General features: G+C 65.1%; 23 protein-coding genes. 11 read left to right on the plus strand and 12 right to left on the minus strand.

Features of this window, described 5'->3' with window-relative positions:
- Positions 1–9 precede the first annotated feature (9 nt).
- On the minus strand, positions 10–564 hold the full coding sequence (locus ACIBJI_RS29525; RefSeq protein ID WP_364348964.1) for a TetR family transcriptional regulator: 555 nt from the start codon (positions 562–564) through the stop codon (positions 10–12).
- A 319-nt stretch (positions 565–883) separates the two neighbouring features.
- Here ACIBJI_RS29525 and ACIBJI_RS29530 point away from each other — a divergent pair, with 319 nt between their 5' ends.
- A complete protein-coding gene (locus ACIBJI_RS29530; protein ID WP_364348961.1) occupies positions 884–2,764 on the plus strand; it encodes an ABC transporter ATP-binding protein in 1,881 nt (626 codons plus the stop codon).
- A gap of 49 nt (positions 2,765–2,813) precedes the next feature.
- Here the strand turns inward: ACIBJI_RS29530 and ACIBJI_RS29535 are convergent, their stop codons facing one another.
- Positions 2,814–3,809 (minus strand): oxidoreductase, encoded by a 996-nt coding sequence (locus ACIBJI_RS29535; RefSeq protein WP_397086774.1) that lies wholly within the window; start codon positions 3,807–3,809, stop codon positions 2,814–2,816.
- A 51-nt stretch (positions 3,810–3,860) separates the two neighbouring features.
- Complete coding sequence (locus ACIBJI_RS29540) at positions 3,861–4,931, minus strand: DNA polymerase IV (protein ID WP_396958769.1); 1,071 nt, start codon at positions 4,929–4,931, stop codon at positions 3,861–3,863.
- Between the two features lie 120 nt (positions 4,932–5,051).
- Between ACIBJI_RS29540 and ACIBJI_RS29545 the strand changes: the two genes are divergently transcribed.
- The 3 genes from ACIBJI_RS29545 (at position 5,052) to ACIBJI_RS29555 (ending at position 9,773) form a co-directional block, all read left to right on the plus strand.
- Positions 5,052–5,651 (plus strand): DUF1707 domain-containing protein, encoded by a 600-nt coding sequence (locus ACIBJI_RS29545; RefSeq protein WP_364348952.1) that lies wholly within the window; start codon positions 5,052–5,054, stop codon positions 5,649–5,651.
- 95 nt (positions 5,652–5,746) lie between these two features.
- A complete protein-coding gene (locus tag ACIBJI_RS29550; protein ID WP_397086776.1) occupies positions 5,747–8,527 on the plus strand; it encodes an FAD-binding and (Fe-S)-binding domain-containing protein in 2,781 nt (926 codons plus the stop codon).
- Positions 8,528–8,858: 331 nt separating this feature from the next.
- Positions 8,859–9,773 (plus strand): DNA-3-methyladenine glycosylase family protein, encoded by a 915-nt coding sequence (locus ACIBJI_RS29555; RefSeq protein ID WP_397086833.1) that lies wholly within the window; start codon positions 8,859–8,861, stop codon positions 9,771–9,773.
- Positions 9,774–9,925: 152 nt separating this feature from the next.
- On the opposite strand, the gene ACIBJI_RS29560 is transcribed toward ACIBJI_RS29555, so the two are convergent.
- Together ACIBJI_RS29560 and ACIBJI_RS29565 are read right to left on the minus strand one after the other, a co-directional pair.
- Positions 9,926–10,132 carry a hypothetical protein gene (locus ACIBJI_RS29560; protein WP_327094871.1) on the minus strand — a complete coding sequence of 69 codons (207 nt, stop codon included), beginning with the start codon at positions 10,130–10,132 and terminating at the stop codon, positions 9,926–9,928.
- Positions 10,132–10,422 (minus strand): hypothetical protein, encoded by a 291-nt coding sequence (locus tag ACIBJI_RS29565; RefSeq protein ID WP_307678042.1) that lies wholly within the window; start codon positions 10,420–10,422, stop codon positions 10,132–10,134. The genes ACIBJI_RS29560 and ACIBJI_RS29565 overlap by 1 nt, the downstream gene beginning before the upstream one ends.
- A gap of 557 nt (positions 10,423–10,979) precedes the next feature.
- Between ACIBJI_RS29565 and ACIBJI_RS29570 the strand changes: the two genes are divergently transcribed.
- From ACIBJI_RS29570 to ACIBJI_RS29585, 4 genes are all read left to right on the plus strand, one after another.
- Positions 10,980–11,909, plus strand: coding sequence for a helix-turn-helix transcriptional regulator (locus ACIBJI_RS29570; RefSeq protein ID WP_364348944.1), 930 nt, complete (start codon positions 10,980–10,982; stop codon positions 11,907–11,909).
- The gene (locus tag ACIBJI_RS29575; RefSeq protein ID WP_364348941.1) at positions 11,906–12,103 is read left to right on the plus strand and encodes a DUF397 domain-containing protein; all 198 of its coding nucleotides are present in this window, start codon (positions 11,906–11,908) and stop codon (positions 12,101–12,103) included. Before ACIBJI_RS29570 ends, ACIBJI_RS29575 begins: the two co-directional genes overlap by 4 nt.
- A gap of 12 nt (positions 12,104–12,115) precedes the next feature.
- Entirely contained in the window at positions 12,116–12,343 is a 228-nt protein-coding gene (locus ACIBJI_RS29580) for a DUF397 domain-containing protein (protein WP_364348938.1), read from the plus strand.
- 235 nt (positions 12,344–12,578) lie between these two features.
- On the plus strand, positions 12,579–12,701 hold the full coding sequence (locus tag ACIBJI_RS29585; RefSeq protein WP_364348935.1) for a hypothetical protein: 123 nt from the start codon (positions 12,579–12,581) through the stop codon (positions 12,699–12,701).
- Between the two features lie 56 nt (positions 12,702–12,757).
- On the opposite strand, the gene ACIBJI_RS29590 is transcribed toward ACIBJI_RS29585, so the two are convergent.
- From ACIBJI_RS29590 to ACIBJI_RS29620, 7 genes are all read right to left on the minus strand, one after another.
- Positions 12,758–13,504 (minus strand): succinate dehydrogenase/fumarate reductase iron-sulfur subunit, encoded by a 747-nt coding sequence (locus tag ACIBJI_RS29590; protein WP_364348932.1) that lies wholly within the window; start codon positions 13,502–13,504, stop codon positions 12,758–12,760.
- Between the two features lie 2 nt (positions 13,505–13,506).
- On the minus strand, positions 13,507–15,447 hold the full coding sequence (locus ACIBJI_RS29595) for a fumarate reductase/succinate dehydrogenase flavoprotein subunit (RefSeq protein ID WP_364348929.1): 1,941 nt from the start codon (positions 15,445–15,447) through the stop codon (positions 13,507–13,509).
- A gap of 30 nt (positions 15,448–15,477) precedes the next feature.
- Positions 15,478–16,308 (minus strand): hypothetical protein, encoded by an 831-nt coding sequence (locus ACIBJI_RS29600; RefSeq protein WP_364348926.1) that lies wholly within the window; start codon positions 16,306–16,308, stop codon positions 15,478–15,480.
- Positions 16,309–16,578: 270 nt separating this feature from the next.
- The gene (locus tag ACIBJI_RS29605; RefSeq protein ID WP_364348923.1) at positions 16,579–16,866 is read right to left on the minus strand and encodes a hypothetical protein; all 288 of its coding nucleotides are present in this window, start codon (positions 16,864–16,866) and stop codon (positions 16,579–16,581) included.
- Positions 16,867–17,098: 232 nt separating this feature from the next.
- Positions 17,099–18,106: an alpha/beta hydrolase gene (locus ACIBJI_RS29610; protein WP_364348920.1), complete on the minus strand. Its 1,008-nt coding sequence runs from the start codon at positions 18,104–18,106 to the stop codon at positions 17,099–17,101.
- Positions 18,107–18,517: 411 nt separating this feature from the next.
- A complete protein-coding gene (locus tag ACIBJI_RS29615) occupies positions 18,518–20,473 on the minus strand; it encodes an acyl-CoA dehydrogenase family protein (protein WP_364348917.1) in 1,956 nt (651 codons plus the stop codon).
- A gap of 274 nt (positions 20,474–20,747) precedes the next feature.
- Positions 20,748–21,929: an ATP-binding protein gene (locus tag ACIBJI_RS29620; RefSeq protein ID WP_364348914.1), complete on the minus strand. Its 1,182-nt coding sequence runs from the start codon at positions 21,927–21,929 to the stop codon at positions 20,748–20,750.
- 93 nt (positions 21,930–22,022) lie between these two features.
- Between ACIBJI_RS29620 and ACIBJI_RS29625 the strand changes: the two genes are divergently transcribed.
- The 3 genes from ACIBJI_RS29625 to ACIBJI_RS29635 all read left to right on the plus strand — a co-directional run bounded on the left by ACIBJI_RS29625 (position 22,023) and on the right by ACIBJI_RS29635 (position 23,819).
- Positions 22,023–22,289 (plus strand): hypothetical protein, encoded by a 267-nt coding sequence (locus tag ACIBJI_RS29625; RefSeq protein WP_364348911.1) that lies wholly within the window; start codon positions 22,023–22,025, stop codon positions 22,287–22,289.
- Between the two features lie 454 nt (positions 22,290–22,743).
- The gene (locus ACIBJI_RS29630; protein WP_364349097.1) at positions 22,744–23,346 is read left to right on the plus strand and encodes an NlpC/P60 family protein; all 603 of its coding nucleotides are present in this window, start codon (positions 22,744–22,746) and stop codon (positions 23,344–23,346) included.
- Positions 23,347–23,399: 53 nt separating this feature from the next.
- Positions 23,400–23,819 (plus strand): RNA-binding S4 domain-containing protein, encoded by a 420-nt coding sequence (locus tag ACIBJI_RS29635; RefSeq protein ID WP_364349094.1) that lies wholly within the window; start codon positions 23,400–23,402, stop codon positions 23,817–23,819.
- Positions 23,820–23,832 lie beyond the last annotated feature (13 nt).

The raw sequence follows: 23,832 nt of genomic DNA on the forward strand, positions 1-23,832 counted from the left end.
TGGCTCCGTTCAGTCGTTACCCAGTGCTTGCCAGGCGGCCTCGGCTAGTTCGTGCGCGACATCGATTGGTGCCGTGCGGATTTCACCGCCGAGCCAGTGCCGCGAGTACTCCTGCGCCGGGCCCAGCCACAGTGCGTAGACGAGGTCGAAATCGAGATCGCGCACCGCGCCGTAGCGGGCGTGGGTGCGCCACCAGCGCAATACATTGCGCAGGAATTCACGATTGCTGTCGCTATCTCGGATGCCGGGCGGCCGAGCCGAGGTGAGCACCTTTGCGCGGTACTGATTGTCGGTAACCCACCGGAGATGTTCGATGACGCCTGCGGTCACACCCGCCCGCGCATCGGTACTTTCGCCGACGACCACCCAGAAGTGCTCCTGATAATCGGCGAGCGCATGCGTCCACACCTCGCGATACAGCTCCGCCTTATCCGGAAAGTGGTGGTAGAGCGCGCCGACACTTGCCCCCGCCGCGTCGCGGATCTGGGTCAGCGTGGTCTCCAACGTCCCCCGCTCCGCGAACTGTCGCTCGGCCGCCAGCAGCAACCGATCCCGAATCTTCATGACCAGAATTTAGTTCTGTTTTGCGGGCGGCACAAGGCTGGCGCGACGTGGTTCGTCGAAAGGGCGCCGATGGAGCCGGCACGCTGTGGGCGCTCGCGGTATCCGATCCATGCTTCGAGGACTGGCTGCTCCGGCACTTCGCAGGCTGTCGCAACCTATGACGGGGGGTAGATGCCCAAGGCCTGATCCGGTCCGGCCACCAGCGCGGGTTTCGCTGTGCGCGGAATCCGCGCGGAATGGGCTTGCACTCAACCTTTGTTGAGGTCTTAGTGTCGGTGGCCAGGTATTCGATGGGTGGGGAGCGAGAGGGAGCAGCACGGTGAGTATCGAATCGGTGGCGTGGAGCCAGATGTATCGGCGGGCGAACGCGCCACAGGAGCAGCGGCCGTTCCGGCTCGCGACGGCGCGGCGCATTCTGCGGTTCGCGCGCCCGCACCGCCGCCGGATCGGCGCGTTCTTGCTGTTCAGCGTGGTGTCCGCGCTGCTCGCGGTAGCGACGCCGGTGCTGGCGGGTCGGGTGGTCAACGACATCGTCGGTGGCGCGGCGCCGCGCGTCGTGGTCACCCTCGCGATCCTGATCGCCGGGCTCGCGGTGGTCGATGCCGCGCTCGGGGTGATCATCCGCTGGCTGTCCTCGCGGATCGGCGAGGGGCTGATCCTGGATCTGCGCACTGCCGTGTTCGATCATGTGCAGAAGATGCCCATCGCGTTCTTCACCCGGACCCGCACCGGCGCGCTGGTCAGCCGCCTGAACAGCGATGTGATCGGGGCGCAGCGCGCGTTCAGCGACACGCTCTCCGGTGTCGTCACGAATCTGGTGACCCTCGCGCTCACCGTCGCCGTCATGGTCCGCATCTCCTGGCAGATCACGCTGCTCGCGCTGGTGCTGCTGCCGGTTTTCGTGGTTCCGGTGCGGCGGATGGGCAATCGGCTGGCCGGATTGCAGCGGGAGGCCGCGGGCCTCAATGCGGCGATGAGCACCCAGATGACCGAACGCTTCTCCGCACCGGGCGCGACGCTGGTGAAGCTGTTCGGACGGCCCCAGCAGGAGTCGGACGAATTCGCGCTGCGGGCGCGTCGAGTGCGCGATATCGGGGTACGCACGGCAATGCTGCAGACGGTTTTCGTCACCTCGCTGACCCTGGTTTCGGCCCTGGCTCTGGCACTGGTCTACGGACTCGGCGGGTGGTACGCGCTGCGCGGCCAGTTGGATGCCGGTGCGGTGGTGTCGCTTTCGCTGCTGCTGACCCGCCTCTACACTCCGCTCACCGCACTCGCCAGCGCCCGGATGGAAATCATGTCCGCGCTGGTGAGCTTCGAGCGGGTCTTCGAGGTGCTGGATCTGAAACCGCTGATCGAGGACGCACCGGAGGCCGTCACGGTGCCCGAAGGTCCGGTCGCCGTCGAACTGGATAACGTCACCTTCGGCTACCCCTCAGCCGATAAAGTGTCGCTCGCCTCGCTCGAAGATGTTGCGACGCTGGATACCCGCGGCGGGGTCGAGGTGCTGCACAATGTGTCGCTGCGGGCCGAGCCCGGTCAGCTCGTCGCACTGGTCGGTTCCTCGGGTGCCGGGAAATCCACTGTGGCCCAACTCGTTTCCCGGCTCTACGACGTAGATGGGGGAGCCGTGCGGCTCAACGGTACCGATGTGCGCGATCTGACCACGACCTCCATCCGGGACACCGTCGGCCTGGTCACCCAGGACGGCCACCTGTTCCACGACACCATCCGCGCCAATCTGCTGCTTGCCCGACCGGAGGCCACCGAGGCCGAGCTGTGGGATGCGCTGCAGCGGGCGCGGTTACGTGAGCTGGTGACGTCACTGCAGGACGGCCTGGATACCGTCGTCGGCGAACGCGGCTACCGCCTTTCCGGCGGTGAACGCCAGCGGCTGACCATTGCCAGGCTGCTGCTCAAGCAACCACGCGTGGTAATCCTCGACGAGGCGACCGCCTCGCTGGATTCGACCTCGGAAGCCGCTGTCCAAGAGGCGCTTTCCGAGGCACTGGATGGCCGAACCGCACTGGTCATCGCACATCGGCTCTCCACTATTCGCGCCGCCGACCAGATCCTGGTGCTCGAGGACGGCCGAATCGTGGAGCGTGGCACGCACACCCAACTGCTCGCCGCCGACGGACGCTACGCGCAGCTGTACCGCACGCAGTTCGCGGACGAGCCGGTCGAAGTCGCGGCCTGAGCCCGAACCCGCCGAAGCCCTGCTCGGATCCGGGCTTCGGTGGGTACCGTCAGAATTCCCCGGCGACGCCGAACACGGTGCGACCGGAGTGGCCGCCATGCTGAATGGTGTGCAGGACCTTCTCGGCCTCGGTAATAGGAGCGAAATTCTCGATGGTCGAAAGGTGCTGGGGCCGCAACTCATTGGCGAGTCGAGCCCACAGCGCGCGCCGCTTGTCGATCGGAACGTACGCGGAGTCGATGCCCAGCAGCGATACGCCGCGCAGGATAAACGGCATGACGGTGGTCGGCAGATCCGAGCCGCCGGTGAGGCCGCTGACCGCGACCACACCGCCGTAGCCGATCGCGCTGAGGATATAGGCGAGGGATTTGCCGCCAACGCTGTCCACGGCACCGGCCCAGGTGGCCTTCGATAGTGGACGCAGTTTCGCATCGGGATCCGCCGGCAACCGGCCGATCACTTCGTTCGCGCCGAGTTCGGCCAGCCGATCTCCCGCGTCGGTCTTCCCAGTGGAGGCGATCACCTCGAAGCCGAGGCCCGACAGGATATCGATGGCCACGCTGCCGACACCGCCCGTCGCACCAGTGACCAGCACTGCACCCGTCTCCGGGGTGAGTTCGTGATCGAGCAAACCCTGCACGCTGAGTGCGGCGGTGAAACCGGCGGTGCCGAGTACGGCCGCGTCTCGGGTGCTGAGACCGTCGAGCTCGACCACCCAGTCGGCGGGAACTCTCGCGTATTCGGCGAAGCCGCCGTGATGCGATACGCCGATGTCGTAGCCGTGTGCCACCACCTGGTCACCGGGTGCGAAATCCTCGACCTCGGAGGTGACGACCTCACCGGTGATATCGATGCCGGGGATGATCGGATAGTTCCGGACCACGCCACCGCCCGCGGTGATCGCCAGCCCGTCCTTGTAGTTCGCGCTCGAGTAGTGCACCTTGATCGTGACCTCACCCGGCCCGAGGAAGTCCTCGTTGACCTGCCGCCGCGTGAGCACGATCCCGCTGTCCGATTCTTGTGCCACCATCGCCCAGAACTCCATGCCGACGAGCATACGAGCGTCAGCCGGCACCGGGGTGGATCTTCGCCCCGGCTATTGCGGTAGGAGTTCGAGGCGGACGCCGAGCAGCCGAACCGGGCGATCGAGTTCGAATCGGTCGATAATGCGCAGCGCGGTTTCCACGATGGCTGCGATATCGGTGGTCGGCTCGGGGAGTTTCTCCTGTTTACTGCGGGTGTAGAAGGTATTGCTGCGGACGGTCACCGAGACGCGCTGCGGGATGCGGCCCGCGGCGGCCATCTCCTCGCCTACCTCGGTGGCCAGTCGCGCCACCTGTGCGCGGATCTCCTCGGGATCGGTCAGGTCGTGTGGGAATGTCTCGGATTTACTGCGGCCCACCGGAATTCGCGGCTCTGTGGTGACATCGGTATCGCCCTTACCGTGGCCGAGCACCCAGAAATACGGGCCGGTATTGGGACCGAATTCGGCGGCGAGGCGCTGCCGGTCGGCCGCCATCAGGTCGGCGATGGTTTCGATGCCGAGTTCGGCCATTCGCGCGGCGATCCGATTTCCGATGCCCCACAGCGCATTCGTCGGACGGTGCGCCATCACCTCGACCCAGTTCGCGGCGGTGAGCCGGAAGATGCCCGCCGCCGCACCATCGGTGTCGGCGGGTTCGGCCGAGGACTTACCGGCGGATTTGGCGAACCCGGTCGCCAGCTTGGCCGTTAGCTTGTTGTCGCCGATGCCGATCGCACATGTCAGCTCCAATTGGGCAATGGCGCTGCGGATTTCGCGTGCGAGCTGCTCCGGATCGTCGGTATCGGCGGCTAGGAAGGCCTCGTCCCAGCCCCATACCTCGACGCGGCCGGGAAAGGTCCGCAGCAGCGCCATGACCTCCTCGGATGCCTCCTCATAGGTGGCCATATCCAATGGGAGGAAGATCCCGTCGCGACATTTGCGCTTGGCCGAGCGCAACGCCATCCCGGCGCGCACGCCGAATGCCCTGGCCGGATACGACGCGCAGGTCACCACCTTGCGAGGTTCGTCGGGATCGCCATTGCCGCCGACGATGACCGGCAGGCCGCGCAGCTCCGGATGGCGGCGGAATTCCACCGCCGCTTGGAACTGGTCGAGATCGACGTGCAGCAGCCACCTGGGCATATATAGGTCTTACCGCATGACCATGACAAGCAGCGGAAATTGGCCACGAATGTCCGTGGTCGACTCGCAAACGAGCCGTCCGTACGATTTCGGTCAGGACGAGCAAGGGGAGCATGTCGTATGACCGACGCACCGGAGAACCTGCCCGCGGTTCGGGTCGGCGATATCGATCGCGAGGTCGCGGCAAAACAGCTGCAGCTCGCCGTCGACGAAGGGCAACTCGATCTGCTCGAGCTGGATAAACGGCTGGTCGCGGTCTATTCGGCGCAGACGACGCAGGAACTCCTCGCCATCACGGCCGATCTTCCGGTGATCGCGGCGGCACGCGAACCCATCGAACTGCGCACCGGCAGCGGGGCGCGGGTGAAGGACGGCGCGTGGATCGTCCCGGCCGAAATCACGGCCGAATGCAGCTCCGGCGGTATCAAGATCGACTTCACCCAGGCGATGTGCCCGCATCGTGAGGTCGCGGTGCATGTCGCCGTGGGTTCCGGCACGGTCCAGTTGATCGTGCCGCGCGGCTGGCGGGTCGACCTCGATCGGGTGCAGGCCAAGAGCGGCACCATCAAGAACAAGGTGACCGAGGGCAGTCTGCCCGGATCGCCGCTGCTGCGAGTCGACGGCGAGATCGGTTCCGGGGCCGTGGTGGCGAAGTATCCGCGCCCGGCGCGGCGATCGTTGCTGGCTTGGCTCCTGCGCCGTCCCCGCCCGACCGCCTGAAATGCTCGGCACACAGCGGGCCCGGATCCGAGAGAACCTGGATTTGTGGCGGTGGGACGCGGGTGCTGGGGGAAGTACGTGCATAGGCTTGCGGGGTGGGTGTGCAGCGGTTGGTGGTGGCGCTGGGGCGCGTGATCGCGGGCGAGGTGGATGCGTCCGCGCGTCGGCGTGCCGAGTACTCCTGCGATGCGTCGAATTATCGGGTACTTCCGACTGCGGTCGTTTTTCCGCGCGGGGTCGAGGATGTGGCGCATACGCTCGAATTCGCACGGGGTAATGGACTGACGGTTACCGCGCGGGGTGCGGGGACTTCGGTGGCGGGTAATGCTGTCGGTCCCGGGATCGTGGTGGACTTCAGTCGGTATATGAATGGCATCGGCGAGCTGGATCCGGAAAAGCGCACCGCACGCGTCCAGCCCGGTGTTGTGCTCGCCGAATTACAGCGGAATGCCGGGGTACACGGACTGCGGTTCGGGCCCGATCCGTCGACGCAGAATCGGTGCACGCTGGGCGGGATGATCGGCAACAATGCGTGCGGGCCGCATGCGGTGGCGTGGGGGCGGACCGCGGATAATGTGCGTGAGCTGCGCATTCTCGATGGGACGGGAACCGAGCGGACGCTGGCGGCCGACCCGTCGGTAATTCCGGGCCTGCCCGCATTCACCAGGGCGAGTCTCGAGGTGATCCGTACCGAACTCGGCCGATTCGATCGGCAGGCCTCCGGCTATGGGCTGGAACATCTACTGCCGGAACGCGGTTCGGCGGTTGCGAAGTCGTTCGTCGGCACCGAGGGGACCTGCGGGTTGCTGCTCGAAGCGACGGTAGATCTGGTCCCGTTGCCGCGGGCAACCGTCCTCACCGTGCTCGGCTATCCCGATATCGCCACGGCCGCAGACGATGTCGCGGCCGTAATGGCCTGCGACCCGATTGCTGTAGAGGGCATCGACGCGCGACTGGTCGATATCGTGCGCGTGCACCGCGGGTCCACCAGTGGTGTGCCGGAACTGCCGCGCGGTAGCGGTTGGCTGTTCGTCGAGTCCGCCGGTGATACTCCCGCCGAGGCGTATGCCGCGGCCGAGAAGCTCTGCCGAACCGTAGCCGCGCTGGACTCCAGGATCGTCACCGATCCCGGTGTCGCCGCGGCACTTTGGCGAATCCGGGCGGAGGGTGCCGGACTGGCGGGTCGCACTCCGGCGGGTCATCCGGCCTGGCCGGGCTGGGAGGATGCGGCCGTCCCGCCCGAACATCTCGGTGCGTATCTGCGTGACTTTGCCGCGCTGACAAAAGACCACGGCGTGGACGGACTGCTCTACGGTCACGTCGGCGACGGCTGTATCCACGTCCGCCTCGATCTGCCGATTGCGAATGCGCCGCAACGCTTTCGGAACTTCATACAGGATGCTGCCGAGCTCGTGGTCCGCTACGGCGGCTCGCTCTCCGGTGAGCACGGCGACGGCCGGGCCCGCTCGGAATTGCTCTCGATCATGTACTCCCAGGACGCACTGGACGTATTCGCCGGATACAAGGCGCTCTTCGATCCGGACGATGTGCTGAACCCGGGCGTCCTCGTCGCCGCACGACCTATCGATGCTGATCTGCGGCTGGTCGGAGTGCGACCGATCGCGGGTCCAGCTGGTTTCGCTTTTCCACACGACAACGGCGATATCGCCACCGCCGTGCATCGCTGCGTCGGCATCGGCAAATGCCGCGCCGACACCCGTGCGACGGGGGGCTTCATGTGCCCGTCATATCTGGCCACCGCCGACGAGAAGGACAGCACCCGCGGCCGCGCGCGCGTGCTGCAGGAGGTGGTCCGCGGCGCACTCCCCTGGTCTTCCGAGGCGGTCGCCGAATCGCTCGATCTATGCCTGTCCTGCAAGGCATGTCGCTCCGACTGTCCGGCCGGGGTCGATATGGCGGCCTACAAATCCGAGGCACTCTATCGCCGCTACCGGCGTCGCCCGCGTCCCATCGATCACTACGCTCTGGGGTGGTTGCCGCGCTGGCTCGGTGTCGCGGGTCGTATGCCGCGAGCGGCGAATGCGCTGGCCGAAATCGGGTGGTTGCGCCGAATCGCCTTGCGTGCGGGCGGAATTGATCCGCGACGTGACCTACCGCGACTCGCCGACCGCAGTTTCCGCAGGAGCTGGCACGACCGGGCGGATTCGGACGGAGCGCCCGAAGTGCTCCTGTGGGTCGACACCTTCACCGATGCCTTCGACCCCGAAATAGCGCAGGCCGCAGTGCAACTGATGGAATCCCTCGGCTACCGAGTCCGCATACCGCGGCGGCGCGTGTGCTGCGGTCTCACCTGGATCAGTACCGGACAGCTCGACGGCGCTCGGGCCCGGCTGCGCGCGACACTCACCGAACTGGAGGAGCATGTGCGCGGGGGTGGCATCGTCGTCGGGCTCGAGCCGTCATGCACCGCGGTCCTGCGCGCGGACCTGCCGGAACTGCTACCGGAGGACCCGCGCGCGGCCGCGACCGCCGCCGCTGTGCGCACACTCGCCGAATTCCTTGCCGAACAGCCGAACTGGCACCCGCCACCACGACTGGGACAGTCGGTGGTTGTCCAACCGCATTGCCATCACCATGCCGTCCTCGGCTTCGACGAAGATCGCCGAATGTTAGCCAGCATGCAGATAAATGTGACAGAGGTCACTGGATGCTGCGGTCTGGCCGGAAACTTCGGAATGCAATCCGGCCATTACGACATTTCGGTCGCCGTTGCCGAGAATGGCTTGCTCCCAGCGTTGCGGAATACCGGCGATGATTCGATACTGATAGCCGACGGGTTCTCGTGTCGAACCCAGGCCATGCAGCTGAACGGCCGCCGAGGTCTACACCTCGCGCAATTCCTGCTCGGCGAATGAGGCTCAGCTGCCGAACGGCAGCGTGCCCGGCGGAATCTGGTAACCCGAGCTGCCCGCGGAAACCCCGCCCCAGGCATTGAGCAACCAGTTGAGCACGTTGGTGATCATTTCATACCTCCGTTATGGTGACTGCCAGCTGTTTGCCGAACGCATCAATATCGGCCCACTTATTCTTCGCGTTACAAAATAGCTGGGATCTGCGATTATGCCGAATCTGTATGGCGAATCGCACATTCGGGCCGAAACAATTGTGAGCCGGGCAACGTTCGAGGCCGGCGCGCTCGCCGCACATCTACCGGGGCACAATGAGGCGGTGCGCAATCAGACGCTGATGGTTCCCTCGCTGCGCTCGGTCACTACCGAACGGCCGATCGATCTCGCGTCTACCCTCGCGCCCCTGTCCCGCGGCAGCGGCGACCCATGTCACCAGGTCACCCGCGACGGCGCGCACTGGCACGCCTCCCGGATGCCCTCCGGCTCGGTCACCTACCGCCTGACCCAGGCCGATCGCCACACCATCGACGCTCGCGCCTGGGGGCCCGGTGCGCCCGAATTCCTCGACCGACTCGACCACATGCTCTGTCTGGACGAGGACGTCTCGGACTTCGCCCCCGAACATCCGAAGATTGTCGACGCGCATCGCCGCTTTCCCGGTCTGCGCATGCTGCGCACCGGCCTGGTCTTCGAGGCCTTGGTGCCTGCCGTACTGGAACAGAAGGTGCACACCGTCTCCGCCCGCGCGTCGTGGCGAAAGCTGGTGCGACAGTTCGGATCTTCCGCACCGGGCCCGGCGCCCGTCGGACTGCTGCTGCCGCCCGACGCCGACACTTGGCGCAAGATCCCGTCCTGGACCTGGCATCGCGCCAATGTCGGGCCGCAGCGCGCGCAGACGATCGTGCGCGCGGCCCGGGTGGCGGACGCGCTGGAGCGGGCGGCGGCCGAAAGTCCGGCCGAAGCCGCCCGTCGCCTGCGCACGTTGCCCGGTATCGGGGTGTGGACCGCCGCCGAGATCGGGCAGCGCGCCTTCGGTGACGCGGATGCCCTCTCGGTCGGCGACTACCACCTGTCGGCCATCGTCGGCTGGACCCTGCTCGGTGAACCCATCGACGACAACGCGATGGTCGAATATCTGGAACCGCTACGGCCGCATCGCTATCGGGCCGTCCGACTGCTGGAGATCAGTGGTTACGCGCACAAGCCGAAGTTCGGCCCGCGCACCCCGCTCACCGATCACACCTGGCACTGAGCGGATCCGCCGGACCATTCGTTTCGGCAGGCCGTATTTCGTCAGCCCGACAGCGCGACGTCGATGTGCCAGGGACTCGGCGGTCACCCAGCGCAACACCCGAATGCAGTCGGCAAGCACCTCCGGTACGCCCGGCGGCTCGGCAGCCGGGCTCATAACGGCAGGGCGCGCTCGTCCAGCACACATTTGCCCGCCTCGACCAGCGTGGTCCGCGCCGCACGGCGGACCCGGCACCGGTCGACGGTGCAGTCGATATGCAACTGCATCGCGGCGTGGGCTTGTTCGATTGTCAGCACACCGGGGTCGTTTCCGCAGGCCAATAGGGATGCGACCGGCATGTGCAGGTTGGTGAGTTGCATCAGGCGACCTCCGCCCGGCGGCGTACCGCGCGGACTTGTCGGGTGTACCGGGAGATCGGTCCCTGATCCCACGGTGCCTGTCGAACCGCCATGCCCAGCGCCTCGAGTACGGTCAGGCCGACCTCGTCCGCGAGATCGCCGACCGCGGCGAACAGCGATGGCACCACCTCAGCAACCTTGAGTGCGGCAACCGCCTGGTCACAGGTCAGCGTGCGTCCGGGCAAATAGGAAACCACCCAGCTCTCCTGCCCGACGCTACGGGCGCGATGCGGGGTCAAATCGCTGGTCATCAAGGACGATGCTATGACACTTACAGCCATGACTCCTCGTTCCTACGTGCGATTCCTGCGACGGTCGCGACGCGCCCGGAGGCGGTAGCTTGCGTGACCACGGAGGGCGCCGCGAGCGTCGCCATTGAATTGCGACGGTCGCGACGCGCCCGGAGGCCGGTAGCTTGCGTGACCACGGAGGGCGCCGCGAGCGTCGCCATTGAATACTGTGCGCGCCCGGAGGTTTCACAGGAGGAGGGAAAGGCTCCTGTTCCGCTCCGGGCACACTTCCAGCACACCATCGCGGCAGGTTGCGAACAGTGTCCTTCGTGGATATCCAAAGATTTGAGGCGAATTCCCAGCACAAAACCCAGCAGGGAAGGGAGGATTCTCCATAGTGGACGAAAGAGCCCTCTGCCCAAGCGAAGTGACGGGGAACCGAGCTTGTGGGTCACCCCGGAGCAACCGTTCGGTTTGCATCCGAGGCCGCGACGTGAGCGATGGGCCCGGAGGCGCAAGCCTGCGTAACCACATAGGGACCCGCGAACCTCGCAATTGAATACAGAACGGAGCGTGCTGTGTCAGCGAATTCGGTAAGAGCGTCGGAAACCTCGGACCGGCTAACCCCTGAGAACGCCGCCTCCACTCTACCCAGGCGCCAGCTCGGCAGATACCTCCGGGACTGGCGCACCCAGTCGGGTCTCACCATCGCGGAAGCGTCCAGGCTGATGGAGTGGGGCGCCAGCACGTTGCAGCGCTTGGAAAAAGGCCAGGCCGACCGCATTCGAACCATCGATATCCAAGAACTGTGTCGCATCTACGGCATACCGGACGAATTATCCGATGGTCTGAAGGGCCTGGCCCAGCAAGCCGCCGTCAAGAGCTGGTGGCATGCCTACGGCGATCTGATCCCCGAAAACTTCGACGTCTATGTCGGTTTGGAGGCGTCGGCCCGAAAACTCACCTCCTACCAGTCCGAAATCGTACTGGGCCTACTTCAGATTGCCGACTACGCCAGAGCCCTCAATCGCCTTGGCTATCCGGATGATTCGGACGCCGAGATCGAGCGCCGCGTCCAATTGCGTATGCAGCGCCAGGCTTTGATCAACCGCAAGGCCGCACCGGCAACGGTGAATGTAGTCCTGCACGAGTCGGTTTTGCGTCGAGTGGTCGGTGGCGCCAAAGTGATGGCGGCGCAGCTACGTCATCTTGCCGATATCAGCACCCAACCCAATATCTCCCTGCGTATCCTGCCGTTCGCGGCCGGTGTTCCGCTCGGAGTGTCTACCGGACCGTTCACAATTCTCGAATTCGGTATTGATAGCAAGGGTCAGCCGATCGAGCCGCCGGTGGTGTACGCGGAGGGCTTCACGGGGGATCTCTACCTCGAAAGACATGCTGATGTACGGCGGTACGATCGTGCGCACGAGTGCCTCCAGCGCTGCGCGCTGGATATTCAACCCAGTAGACATCTGCTCCGGCAGATAGCGAAGGAGTATGTGGCATGAGTTTGGATTTGGTTGGCGCGCAATGGTTCAAGAGCACGCGTAGCGGTGCCGGCAAGGACTGCGTCGAGGTCGCCTTTCTGGCGGGCGGCCGGGTCGGCGTACGCGACAGCAAAAATCCCGGTGGACCTGCCCTCGTCTTCGACACGGGCGCATGGGACGCTTTCACCGCAGGTGTTGCGGGCGGCGAGTTCTGAGGAGTTGCGGGCGTGAGCATCAATGAGGGCGCGAAAGTAGATTTGAGCGGCGCGGTCTGGCGTAAGGCCGGGGAGGGCGCGGGTAAGGACAGCGTCGAAGTGGCGCTATTGGATGCCGGGCACGTCGCGCTGCGCGACGGTAAGGACCCGGACGGGCCGGTCCTGGTCTTCACCCCCGGTGAATGGGCCGCGTTCACGGCGGGTGTGCACGATGGTGAGTTCGACCGGCCGCAGTCGTAGGGCGATCGACCCGGCGGTGTCGTGCCCGCCGGGTCCGGTCATATAAAGGCAGACCGGATCCCGACGTATTGATCGGATGTGCTCGGGAAGATCACGAAACAGCGCAGATTCGACAACGAAATCGCGTTTGCCGAGGGTCATTACGGGTAGCCCATATCTTGTGGACCGTGGGCTCAAGAGTTCCCATCCTCGGTACAAGAAACTGCGGCCGGGCGATTGGATTGAATGGCTGATCGTGGCACTGCTTTTCGCGGTGGCCGCGGTCGGCGTATTCGTCCTGACCGGCTCGTTCCTCTCGGCACTTTTCGTCGGGGTGCTCGTGTGGGTCGTCGCCGTCGGTGTTGTCGCGTTGTTGTAAGGGTGCGCCGACCGGCCGGGTATTCCTGACCCGGCCGGTGGTCCAGTATCGGTTGATCAGCGCCGGAAAAGCTTGTTGCCCAACCAGACCAGCGGATCGTACTTCTTGTCCGCCACCCGTTCCTTCATCGGAATCAGGGCATTATCGGTGATCTTGATATGCTCCGGGCAGACCTCGGTACAGCATTTGGTGATATTGCAGAGCCCGAGCCCCTGCTCTTCCTGAGCCAGATCGCGACGGTCGGCCACATCGAGCGGATGCATCTCCAATTCGGCGATCCGCATCAGGAAGCGCGGACCGGCGAACGCCTCCTTGTTCTCCTCGTGGTCGCGGACCACGTGACAGGTGTTCTGGCACAGGAAACATTCGATGCACTTGCGGAACTCCTGGGAGCGCTCCACATCGACCTGCTGCATCCGGTAGTCGCCCGGCTTCAGATCCACCGGCGGCGTGAAAGATGGTATCTCCCTAGCCTTCTGGTAGTTGAACGACACATCGGTCACCAGATCCCGGATCACCGGGAAGGTGCGCATCGGCGTGACGGTGATCAACTCCTCCGGCTGGAAGGTCGACATCCGGGTCATGCACAGCAGCCGCGGCCGACCGTTCACCTCGGCCGAACACGAACCGCATTTACCCGCTTTACAATTCCACCGCACCGCGAGATCCGGCGCCTGGGTGGCCTGCAGCCGGTGGATGATGTCGAGCACCACCTCGCCCTCGTTCACCTGGACGGTGAAGTCGTGCAATTCCCCGCCGTCGATATCACCGCGCCACACGCGGAATTTGGCGTCGTAACCCATTCTTACGCCTCGCCTTCCGTGGCCGAAACCGAATCTGCCGGATGGGAGGCAAGTTCGGCTGGGTTGTAATATTTTTCTAGTTCACCCAGATCGAAGAGCGCGAGCAGATCGGCTCGCATCGGGATCTGGTCCTCCGGGGTGACCCGCACGCCGGGCACCGGTCCATCCGCATCGGCGGGATCGATCGCGCACACCAACAACTTGTTGCGCCACTCCGGATCCATTGCGGGGAAATCGTCGCGGGTGTGTCCGCCGCGACTTTCGGTTCGCAAAAGTGCCGCCTGCGCGACACATTCGCTGATCAGCAGCATATTGCGCAGGTCGAGGGCGAGATGCCAGCCCGGATTGAACTGCCGATGGCCCTCCACCGTCACGCTGTCGAAGCGGGTCCGCAGTGCGGCGAGGCGCTCGATGGCCTCCTGCAATTCATGTTCCTTGCGGATGATGCCGACCAGATCGTTCATGGCCTGCTGCAGATCGGTGTGCAGTGTGTAGGGGTTCTCCCCCGCCCCTTCGGCGGGCGGATCGAACGGCGCAACAGCGGCTTTCGCGGCCGCGTCGATATCGGCATCGGCCACCGCGGGGCGCGCGGACAGTTGTTCGACGTAGGAGGCGGCGCCGAGTCCGGCCCGTCGACCGAATACCAGCAGATCGGACAGCGAATTGCCGCCGAGCCGGTTCGAGCCGTGCATCCCGCCGGAACACTCGCCCGCGGCGAACAATCCGGGCACGGTTGCCGCACCGGTATCCGGATCGACCTCGATTCCACCCATCACGTAGTGGCACGTCGGACCGACCTCCATCGGCTCCTTCGTAATATCCACGTCCGCAAGCTCTTTGAACTGGTGGTGCATCGAGGGCAGCCGCCGACGGATCTCCTCGGCAGGCAGTCGCGAGGCGATATCCAGGTACACGCCACCGTGTTCGGTGCCGCGCCCCTCCTTCACCTCCGAGTTGATGGCGCGGGCCACTTCGTCGCGCGGCAGCAGATCCGGTGTGCGGCGGGCGGAGTCGTTATCGCGCAACCACTGATCGGCCTCTTCCTCGGTTTCGGCGTATTGCCCCTTGAAGACCGGCGGAATGTACTCGAACATGAACCGCTTGCCTTCGGTGTTCTTGAGCACCCCACCGTCACCGCGCACACCCTCGGTGACCAGAATGCCCTTAACACTGGGCGGCCAGACCATGCCGGTCGGATGGAACTGCAGGAACTCCATATTGATCAGCGTCGCGCCGGCCCGCAGTGCCAGCGCGTGGCCGTCACCGGTGTACTCCCACGAGTTCGAGGTGACCTTGTAGGACTTGCCGATTCCGCCGGTCGCGACCACCACCGCCGGCGCCTCGAACAGCACGAACCGGCCGGACTCGCGCCAGTATCCGAACGCACCGGCGATCCGGTCGCCGTCCTTGAGCAATTCGGTGATGGTGCATTCGGCGAAAACCTTGATGCGCGACTCGTAGTCGCCGGTCTCGGCGAAATCCTCCTGCTGCAGCGAAACGATCTTCTGCTGCATGGTCCGGATGATCTCGAGTCCGGTGCGGTCGCCGACGTGCGCCAACCGCGGGTAGGTGTGGCCACCGAAGTTGCGCTGGCTGATCCGGCCGTCTGCGGTCCGATCGAACAGCGCCCCATAGGTTTCCAGCTCCCAGACCCGGTCGGGTGCTTCCTGGGCGTGCAATTCGGCCATGCGCCAGTTGTTGAGGAACTTGCCACCGCGCATGGTGTCCTTGAAATGGACTTGCCAACTGTCCTTTTCATTGGCATTACCCATCGAGGCGGCGCATCCGCCCTCGGCCATCACGGTGTGCGCCTTGCCGAACAACGACTTGCACACCACCGCGACGGAAAGACCGTGTTCGCGTGCTTCGATCACCGCGCGCAGTCCGGCGCCCCCGGCACCGATGACGACGACGTCGTACTTGTGCCGTTCCACTTCTGGCATGGCCGCGAAACTCCTGGTTTGTGAGGGCGGTTAGTTGATGAACCGCAGATCCGAAATCGTGTCGCTGGCAACCAACATCACGTAGAAGTCGGTCAGCGCCAGCGTGCCGAGGGTGGTCCAGGCCAGCGCCATATGGCGGGTATTGAGCTTGGAGACCTGGGTCCAGAACCAGTACCGCACCGGGTGACCGGAGAAGTGCTTGAGCTTGCCGCCCATGATGTGCCGGCAGGAATGGCACGACAGCGTGTAGGCCCACAGCAGCACCACATTGCCGACCAGCACGATATTGCCGAGCCCGAAGCCGAAGCCGCCGGTCTTGCCATGGAACGCGGTGATCGCGTCATAGGTGTTGATCAGCGAAACCAGCACGGCCACATAGAAGAAGTAGCGGTGCGCGTTCTGGATGATCAGCGGCAGTTTGGTCTCGCCGGTGTACTTGGCGTGCGGTTCGGCGACCGCGCACGCGGGCGGGGAGAACCACACCGCGCGGTAGTAGGCCTTGCGGTAGTAGTAGCAGGTGAGCCGGAAGCCGAGCAGGAACGGCAGCACCAGGAAGCCCAGCGGCAGGATCGCCGGAATGTGGCCGAACCATGCGCCGAAATGGCTGGAACCCTCGATGCAGTCGCTGCTCACACATGGTGAGTAGAACGGGGTCAGGTAGTGGTACTCCGGAACCCAATATGCCGTTCGCACATACGATCTGATCGTCGCGTAGATGACGAACGCGGCTAGTCCGACGGCCGTCACCAGCGGTGGGACCCACCACCGGTCGGTACGCAGTGTGCGCGCGGAGATGGCGGCCCTGGTCTTGCTGAAGACGCCGGTGCCCGTTTCCGGGGCGGCGGTCGGTGCGGCACTCACAGGTGGATGCCTCGCTGATCTGCTGTGCGGATGGTCCCGTGACCTCCGCAATCGAATGTGATGCTGAGCACCATACGACACCCCGGCTATCGCTCGAGCGGGGTCCTGGCAAAGCCGACCCGCCTGAGGGGCCGTGATTTCTGCCACATTCGATCTAGGTTTGGTCGCCACGCAGGGTGGTGAAACCGTTATGCCGCGCAGATCAGAGCGGCAAAGCGAGCAGCTGCGGTCGCGGACCCGCTCGGCGTCGAGGCGGGACCGCGGACCGAATTACTTTGTGCGCGGACGGGAGTGGAAGCCGAGGCCCTCGTCCTGTGCGCCCATCCATGCCGCTTCGTCGGATTTGCTGTCCGGTACGTAGATGGTCTCCTGCGGACTGCGCGTGATCTCCTGCGGCGGCGACTGCTCGAGTTCATCGGCATCGATGACGAGCCGCTCGAGGTCGTTTTCCAGTCGTCGCACCGAATTGGCGTCGCCGTAGTGGGAGCGCAGTGCGCCGATGGATTGCCGGAGCTGGCCGACCGCGTAGCGCAGTTCCGCTATGTCGCTGCGTGTCATCGATACCTCCTGTGTTCCTTGGCGGACAGACGAACTCGATGGGTGGCGGTTGGTTCCATGGTTTGCCTGGTGAACGCGCTCTATCGAGTCGTGTGACTCACCACACAACGTGATCTTTAACACAGTACGTGAGGAATTCGATTTTGGCTCGTCGCGCCACAATTTTGGTGATCCGCCCAAGGATTGCCGTGGGTTGCCTACCTGGCCGTTGTGGATTCCGACAAGTGTCCGGTCAGCTGGCGGTGGCGTACCCGGGGCCATGACCTTGCATGGCTGTGATGACCCGGTCGACCAGCGCGACGATGGACAATGCCACCTCCTCGGCCCGCTCCAGATGCACGCTGTGTCCCGCGCCGTCGAGCCGCACCAACTCCGAGCCCGCCAGTTGCGAGGCCAGTACCACCGAATGCACGAAGGGCACAACGATGTCGGCCGAACCGGCCAGGACCAGCGCCGGAATGCCGCCGAGTCGATGCAGCGACGCGGTCTCGTCGAAGGTCATCAGCGAGGTCAGGAAGCTGGACATGGTGAGCAGCGGGGTGTCGTTCATCATCGCCGCGGCCACCGCGACCATGCGCGGGTTGGTCCGCTTGGTGCCCATATTCGCCTCGCGGGTGAGCGGCTCGAGGATCCGGCGGGACAACCGCTTGGAGGCCTGCATGAACCGGGGCGCGCGCTGCACCACGAGCTGCAACGAGTTCACCGCACGCCGATTCAGGAAACGGCCGAGTCCGACCTCGGTGATGCCATTGGCCGCACCGGCGATCAGGCCGACGCCGACCACCCGGGTGCCGATGGTCGCGGGGAACAGCCGGGCGTAGGCGAGGGTGACCATCGCGCCCATCGAATGTCCGATGAGGATGATCGGGCCGGTCGGTGCGACCGAGCGCAGCACCGCGTCGAGGTCGTGGCCGAGTTGATCGATGGTGTAGGTCGAGTGATGGGCGACGCCCGACTCGCCGTGTCCACGGTGGTCGTAAAAGACCATCCGTACATCCGAACCGCTGTACTTATCCGCCTCGCCGACTTCGTCGGCTGCCATTCCCAATTGGCGCAGCAGTTGATCGCGCAGAAATGACCAGGACTCGGCGCGCAGGCAGTGACCGTGCACGAAGACGACGGTCAGCTGGGCATCGTCGGCGCCGAAGGTGCGGACCGAGATCGGGGTGCCGTCGTCGGCCGATACCGTGATCCGATGGCCGTCGTGGTCGGCGGCTCGGCGGGCAGTCGTCGTGGACATGACGATTCTCCTGTGTCTGGTAGGACACCCGGTTCGGAGCGTTCTTGCCCGGTTGTCGGGCAGAATTCCCGCGCCGTTAGCGCGCCATACCGTCCGTTATGTACGCGTTGTCCAACTGACGCCGCCGATCGACCTGACCCCGGGCACGCGAGCCCGTGGATTGGTGAATCTATGAATGGGTAGGTCAGGCGCTAGATTCCGGTAGACATCCATGATCGACCCGCCGGCATTGCCGTCCATCGGGCATTCGATCGGATCTCCTAGAGTCCGCTAGAAATTGTTATGGAACGGTAACCATACGCTGATTATCGGAAATATGTCTATATCTAGAAACTTCCCGAGATATCCGAATACTCATCACGCAACGAGCCGTCACCCAACCATGGGTGACGGCTCGTAGCGGCTTCGTGCCTAGGTGCCCACGTGGCCACGCGTCGACGGCAGGAACGGTCGCAGCAGGTTGGCCTCGGTAGAGGGACCCATCTGCCATTCCGCGATCCACGGTCCGGTGCCCTCGCTCGGATCGAAGATGCCCTCCTCCAGCCACTCGTAGCGGCCGTCGAGGACGTTGCGGGTGAGGGTGCGATCGTCGTCATCGGTGTTGTCCCACAGCGCGTCGAACAACTTCTTCACCCGAATCCGCGACTGCCTGCTGAAGGTATCGGCCAATTCCTCGGCGGCCTTGGCCTCCGGCGCGCCCGCGGTCCGCAGCGCCTGCGCGCGCACGCAGGCGGCCGAGATCGCGAACAGTTCGGCGCCGATATCGACGATGCGTCCGAGGAAGTTCTGCCGGTACTCCAGGCCCGCCTGCCATCGCGCCATCGCGTACATCAGCGATCTGGCCTGCTTGCGGGCATTGCGCTCGACGAAACGCAGATGCCGTGCCAGCGGCCCGAATTCGGCATAGGTCGCGGGCACCGTACCCGCGCCGACCGCGAGCTGCGGGAACCACTTGGCATAGAAACCACCCGCGCCGACCGCGGCCTTGGCTTTGTCCTTGAGCTCGGAATTCCGATCTACCAGCGCGCCGGCGGCGGCCATATGGGCATCGGCCATCTCCCTGGCGACCAGCAGCCGCATGATTTCGCTGGAGCCCTCGAAGATGCGGTTGATCCGCAGATCGCGGACCAGCTGTTCGGCCCCGACGGCGCGCTCACCGCGGGCCCGTAGCGAGGCCGCCGTCTCGTAACCGCGCCCGCCGCGGATCTGTACGAGTTCGTCGGCGATCTGGCAGCTCATTTCACTGGCCCAGAGCTTGGCCAGGGCCGCCTCGATGCGGATATCGTTGCGGGCCTCGTCGCACATGGTGGCCGAAAGGTCGAGCGCGGCCTCGAGTGCGTAGGTGGTGGCCGCGATGAAGGAGATCTTCTCCCCGACCGCCGCGTGCTCGCCGACCGGCCGACCCCACTGCACCCGCTGCGTGCACCACTGCCTGGCGATCTTCAGCGACCACTTCGAGGCGGCCGTGCACAGTGCCGGGATGGCGAGGCGACCCGCATTCAGCGTGGTCAACGCGATTTTGAGGCCGTCGCCCTCGCGACCGACCAGATTGCGCTTGGGCACACGGACGTTGTGCAGGCGCGTGACCCCGTTCTCGATGCCGCGCAGTCCCATGAACGAATTGCGCCGCTCCACCGTGATGCCGGGCGAATCGGCCTCGACGATGAAGGCCGAGATGCCGCCCCGGTGTCCCTCGCTCTTGGGAATCCGGGCCATGACCACCAGCAGTTCGGCGACCACGCCGTTGGTGGTCCACAGCTTCACGCCGTTGATCTCGTAGGCCTCGCCGTCCGCGGTCGGGGTGGCGGTGCTGGCCATGCGGGCCGGATCGGAGCCGACATCGGGCTCGGTGAGCAGGAACGCGCTGACCGCGCCCGCCGCACAGCGGGGCAGGAATTCGGCCTTCTGTTCCGGGGTACCCGCGAGCTTCAGCGGTTCGGGCACGCCGATCGACTGGTGCGCCGAAAGCAGGACCCCGAGGCTGGGGTGCGCGGAGCCGACCAGCATCAGGGCCCGGTTGTAGCCGACCTGGGACAGGCCTTGGCCGCCGTACTCTTGCGGGATCTTCAGGCCGAAGCAGCCGAGTTCGGCCAGACCTTTGACGTACTCGTCCGGAATCTTGGATTCCGCCTCGATGACGCTGCCGTCGAGCGATTCGCAGAACGGCCGCAGCCTGGCCAGATAGGCCTCGGTGCGCGCGGCGTCCTCATCGCTGGGCTGGGGACAGGGGTGGATCAGATCGAGCCGGAATCGTCCCAGAAACATCTCCTTGGCGAACGATGGTTTGGCCCAACTGGTTTCCCGGGATTCCTCGACCAGTGCGCGGGCCTGCTCTTCGGTGGCGTCGACTTTCGCGGTAGTCGCCATGATGTCCTCCTCGGACGTGATCAGGATCACATAAGAGTGTAGGAGGGTTTGTTACTGGCCGGTAGATGTCGAGGTAGAGCGTTATCAATCAATTGGTGGTCAGGGATACCCAACGCTGGCCGCACAGGTTGGCGCGAGTGGTCCGGGCGCCGCGTCGTCTTGCCGCGTTGACGGCTGTCACGGCCCCAGTTGTGGCTGCACTCGCGGCCTCAGCACATGCCGAGGTCGGAGTACCTGGCGTCGATCGAGCAGTGTCCGGCGGCCGAGCCGACACTTACACGCTGCGCAGATAGCGACCGAAGTGCGGCACCGTGAACCCGATGGTGCCGCGCTCGGCCGAATAGATCAGACCCTTCTTGATCAAACCGTCGCGGGCGGGGGAGAGGGAAGCGGGTTTGCGGCCGAGTTCATTGGCCACCGCCGCAGTCGGCACCGGACCGTCGTCGCCCGCCAAATCGGCCATGGCACGCATATATTCGCGTTCGGCGGGGGTGGCGCGCTCGTACCGGGAACCGAAGAATCCGACGGCCAGTTCCTCTTCGGCGCTCGGTGCCGCCACCTCGACATCCTCGGCGGTGATCGGGCTCTCCGGCGCCTGATCCCAGGCGGCCTTGCCGTAGGCCTGCACGAAGTACGGATAGCCATCTGCCCTCTGGTATAGAGCATCCAGCGCTTCCTCGGTGAACTTCACCTCTTCGCGCTCGGCCGGTGCGATGAGGGCTTGATCCGCCGATTCGCGGTCCAATCGGTCGATCCGGTGGTAGCTGAACAGTCGCTCGGAGTAGCTCTTCGAGGCGGACAGCACCGCGGGTAGGTGCGGCAGTCCGGCTCCGACCACGATCAAAGGCGCGGTGTCCTGGCTCAATTCGTGACAGGCCCCGCAGATCGCAGAGATATCGTCGGGGCCGAGATCCTGCATCTCGTCGATGAAGACCGCGATGCCGACACCGATATCGCTGGCGAGTGCGGCCGCCTCCTTGAGCAATTCGATCATATCGATCTCGATATCGCCGGAATCCGCACGACCGGTGACCGCTGGCACGTCGATACCGGGCTGCCAGCGCTCCCGCATCCCCTTATCGGCGGTGGAGCGCAGCGCGAAAGCCTTGAGTATGCCGAGGAAGTCGTCGACGCGCTCCTGGTTGCGGTGCGCCATCGCGATCGCGCGCACGGCCATATGCAGTGCGGACGACAGTGGACGGCGCAGTTCCTGATCCGGGCGGGCCTCGATTTTGCCTGTGCCCCAACCGCGTGAGCCAGCGGCCGAGCGAAGTTGGTTGAGCAGCACGGTCTTTCCGACACCGCGCAATCCGGTGAGCATGACGCTGCGTTCCGGCCGACCACGCGCGATTCGCTCCAACACAATGTCGAAGGCTTTGAGTTGCTTGTCGCGCCCGGCCAATTCGGGTGGGCGCTGTCCGGCTCCGGGAGCATACGGATTCCGCACGGGGTCCATGCCCACAAACCGTAGCGTGTTTCGTCAGCTAAATCTGGCCATATATAAGGCGCGTCCTAGATATTGCTAGCGAACTATCGCATGCTGAGGGGCATGCCCACCGAACCACTTCCCACCCTCGCCGAGTTGGTCGAATCCTGGAAAGTTCCCGCCGAAGCCCCTGTGGCCGGCCACATCCGGTCCAACATCCTGCAGGCGATCGAAGGCGGTCTCGACGATCCGCAACTCGTCGCGGATATAGCGGTGGGGCCGCTGGTGGTGGCGCTCGGACGGCTGGAGGTTGGCCTGGCCGATGCACGGCGGCGGATCGATGAGCTGGAGCGGGCACTTGGTCAGCGCATCGGCGGAACTGATGGGTAGGAGTCGTGAATCCGGTGGGCGCAGTGTCACTTCCGGTCGGGACCTCGGTTCGATAACGCACGGCCGGACATCGATACCGTGTCGTGACCAACTGGGCGTGTCGCAATTGCGCCGCTCGTCCTGGGATTTTTCGATTATCCGCGAAGAGGCTGGTCTGTGGGCTGGACAACACCGCGTCCTGGCCGTAATCTCTTCGTGACCCAGTGGAGTCTGTCGGTTCGGAAGAGAAGCGGCGCCACTGAGTTACCGCCAAAACGGCTGTCGGGGCCACCAAATCCGGCTGCCGTACCGGGACCCAGAGATTCAACTGGGAGTTCGGGCCGTTCTGCCGGTCCGAATTCGACAGCTGACCCGGTCGGCGGAAGAGCAGAAAGATCGGAGACTCGGCTCGGTGGGTAAACACAGCTTGCAGCGGGAATCGCGGCTACCGAATTCCGTCAAGGGTGCGCTCGTCATGGGCGCGGTTGCCGCCACTACTGGTGCGATGCCCGCGATCCCCGCGATGGCAGCCACCATCAACGTTCCGGGGATCGGCGACTTCGACGTCCCGGTTCCACCGGAATTCGATCAGCAGGCCCAGGATTTGGGTAAGCAGCTCACCCAGGCGCTCGCCTCGATGCCCGCCGCGCCCGCCCCGGAGGCCGTCGCCCCGCAGGCCGCGCCGTCGCTCCCCGGCTTGTTCGCCCCGGCCATGCCGCAGATGTTCCACAACACCGCCAGTGACGTCGCGCTGGACGCCGCCAAGAGCAAGGTCGGCGCGCAGTACTCCTGGGGTGCCTCCGGCCCGTTCAGCTTCGACTGCTCGGGTCTGGTCCAGTGGGCCTACAAGCAGGCAGGTATCGAACTGCCGCGCACCAGCTTCGAGCAGTCGCACGTCGGCGCTCCGGTCGCGTTCGAGGACCTGCAGCCCGGCGATATCGTGGTGACCAACGGCGGCGGCCACGTCGGCCTGTACGCGGGCGACGGCAAGCTGCTCAATGCGGTCCAGTCCGGTCAGCCGGTGTCCTACACCACCCTGCGCCCCGACATGGTTGTGACGGCACGCCGTATGGTCTAGGGGTGGCACCCGCCCAACCGACCACCAAGAACACCGCCCCGACCCAGGCCCGAGTGGACTCCTGGACGTGGGCGGTGCGTCTTTTCAAGACCAGGTCCGCGGCCGCGGAAGCCTGCCGCGGCGGCCACGTCCGCGTGAATGGTGTTGCGGCCAAACCGGCCCAGCATGTTCGCCCCGGTGACGAGGTCCGCATCCGAGCCGGTGGCATCGAACGCATCGTCATCGTGGAGCGCGTCATCACCAAGCGCGTCGCCCCTCCGATCGCCGCACAGTGTTTGATCGATCGCAGCCCGCCACCGCCGCCGCGCGAGATTGTCGTATCCATGCCGCGCCGCGATCGCGGCTCCGGTCGACCCACCAAACGAGAACGTCGCGAGACGGATCGCCTGCGCTCCCCCGCCTCCCCGAATATTTTTCCGGTCGTCGGTGTCGAGCAACCGCCGTCGCGGTCTGACCGTTGGGGTTCTGGCTGAGTTTTGAGCGTGC

The organism is Nocardia sp. NPDC050408, assembly GCF_044458905.1.
GTDB lineage: Bacteria > Actinomycetota > Actinomycetes > Mycobacteriales > Mycobacteriaceae > Nocardia.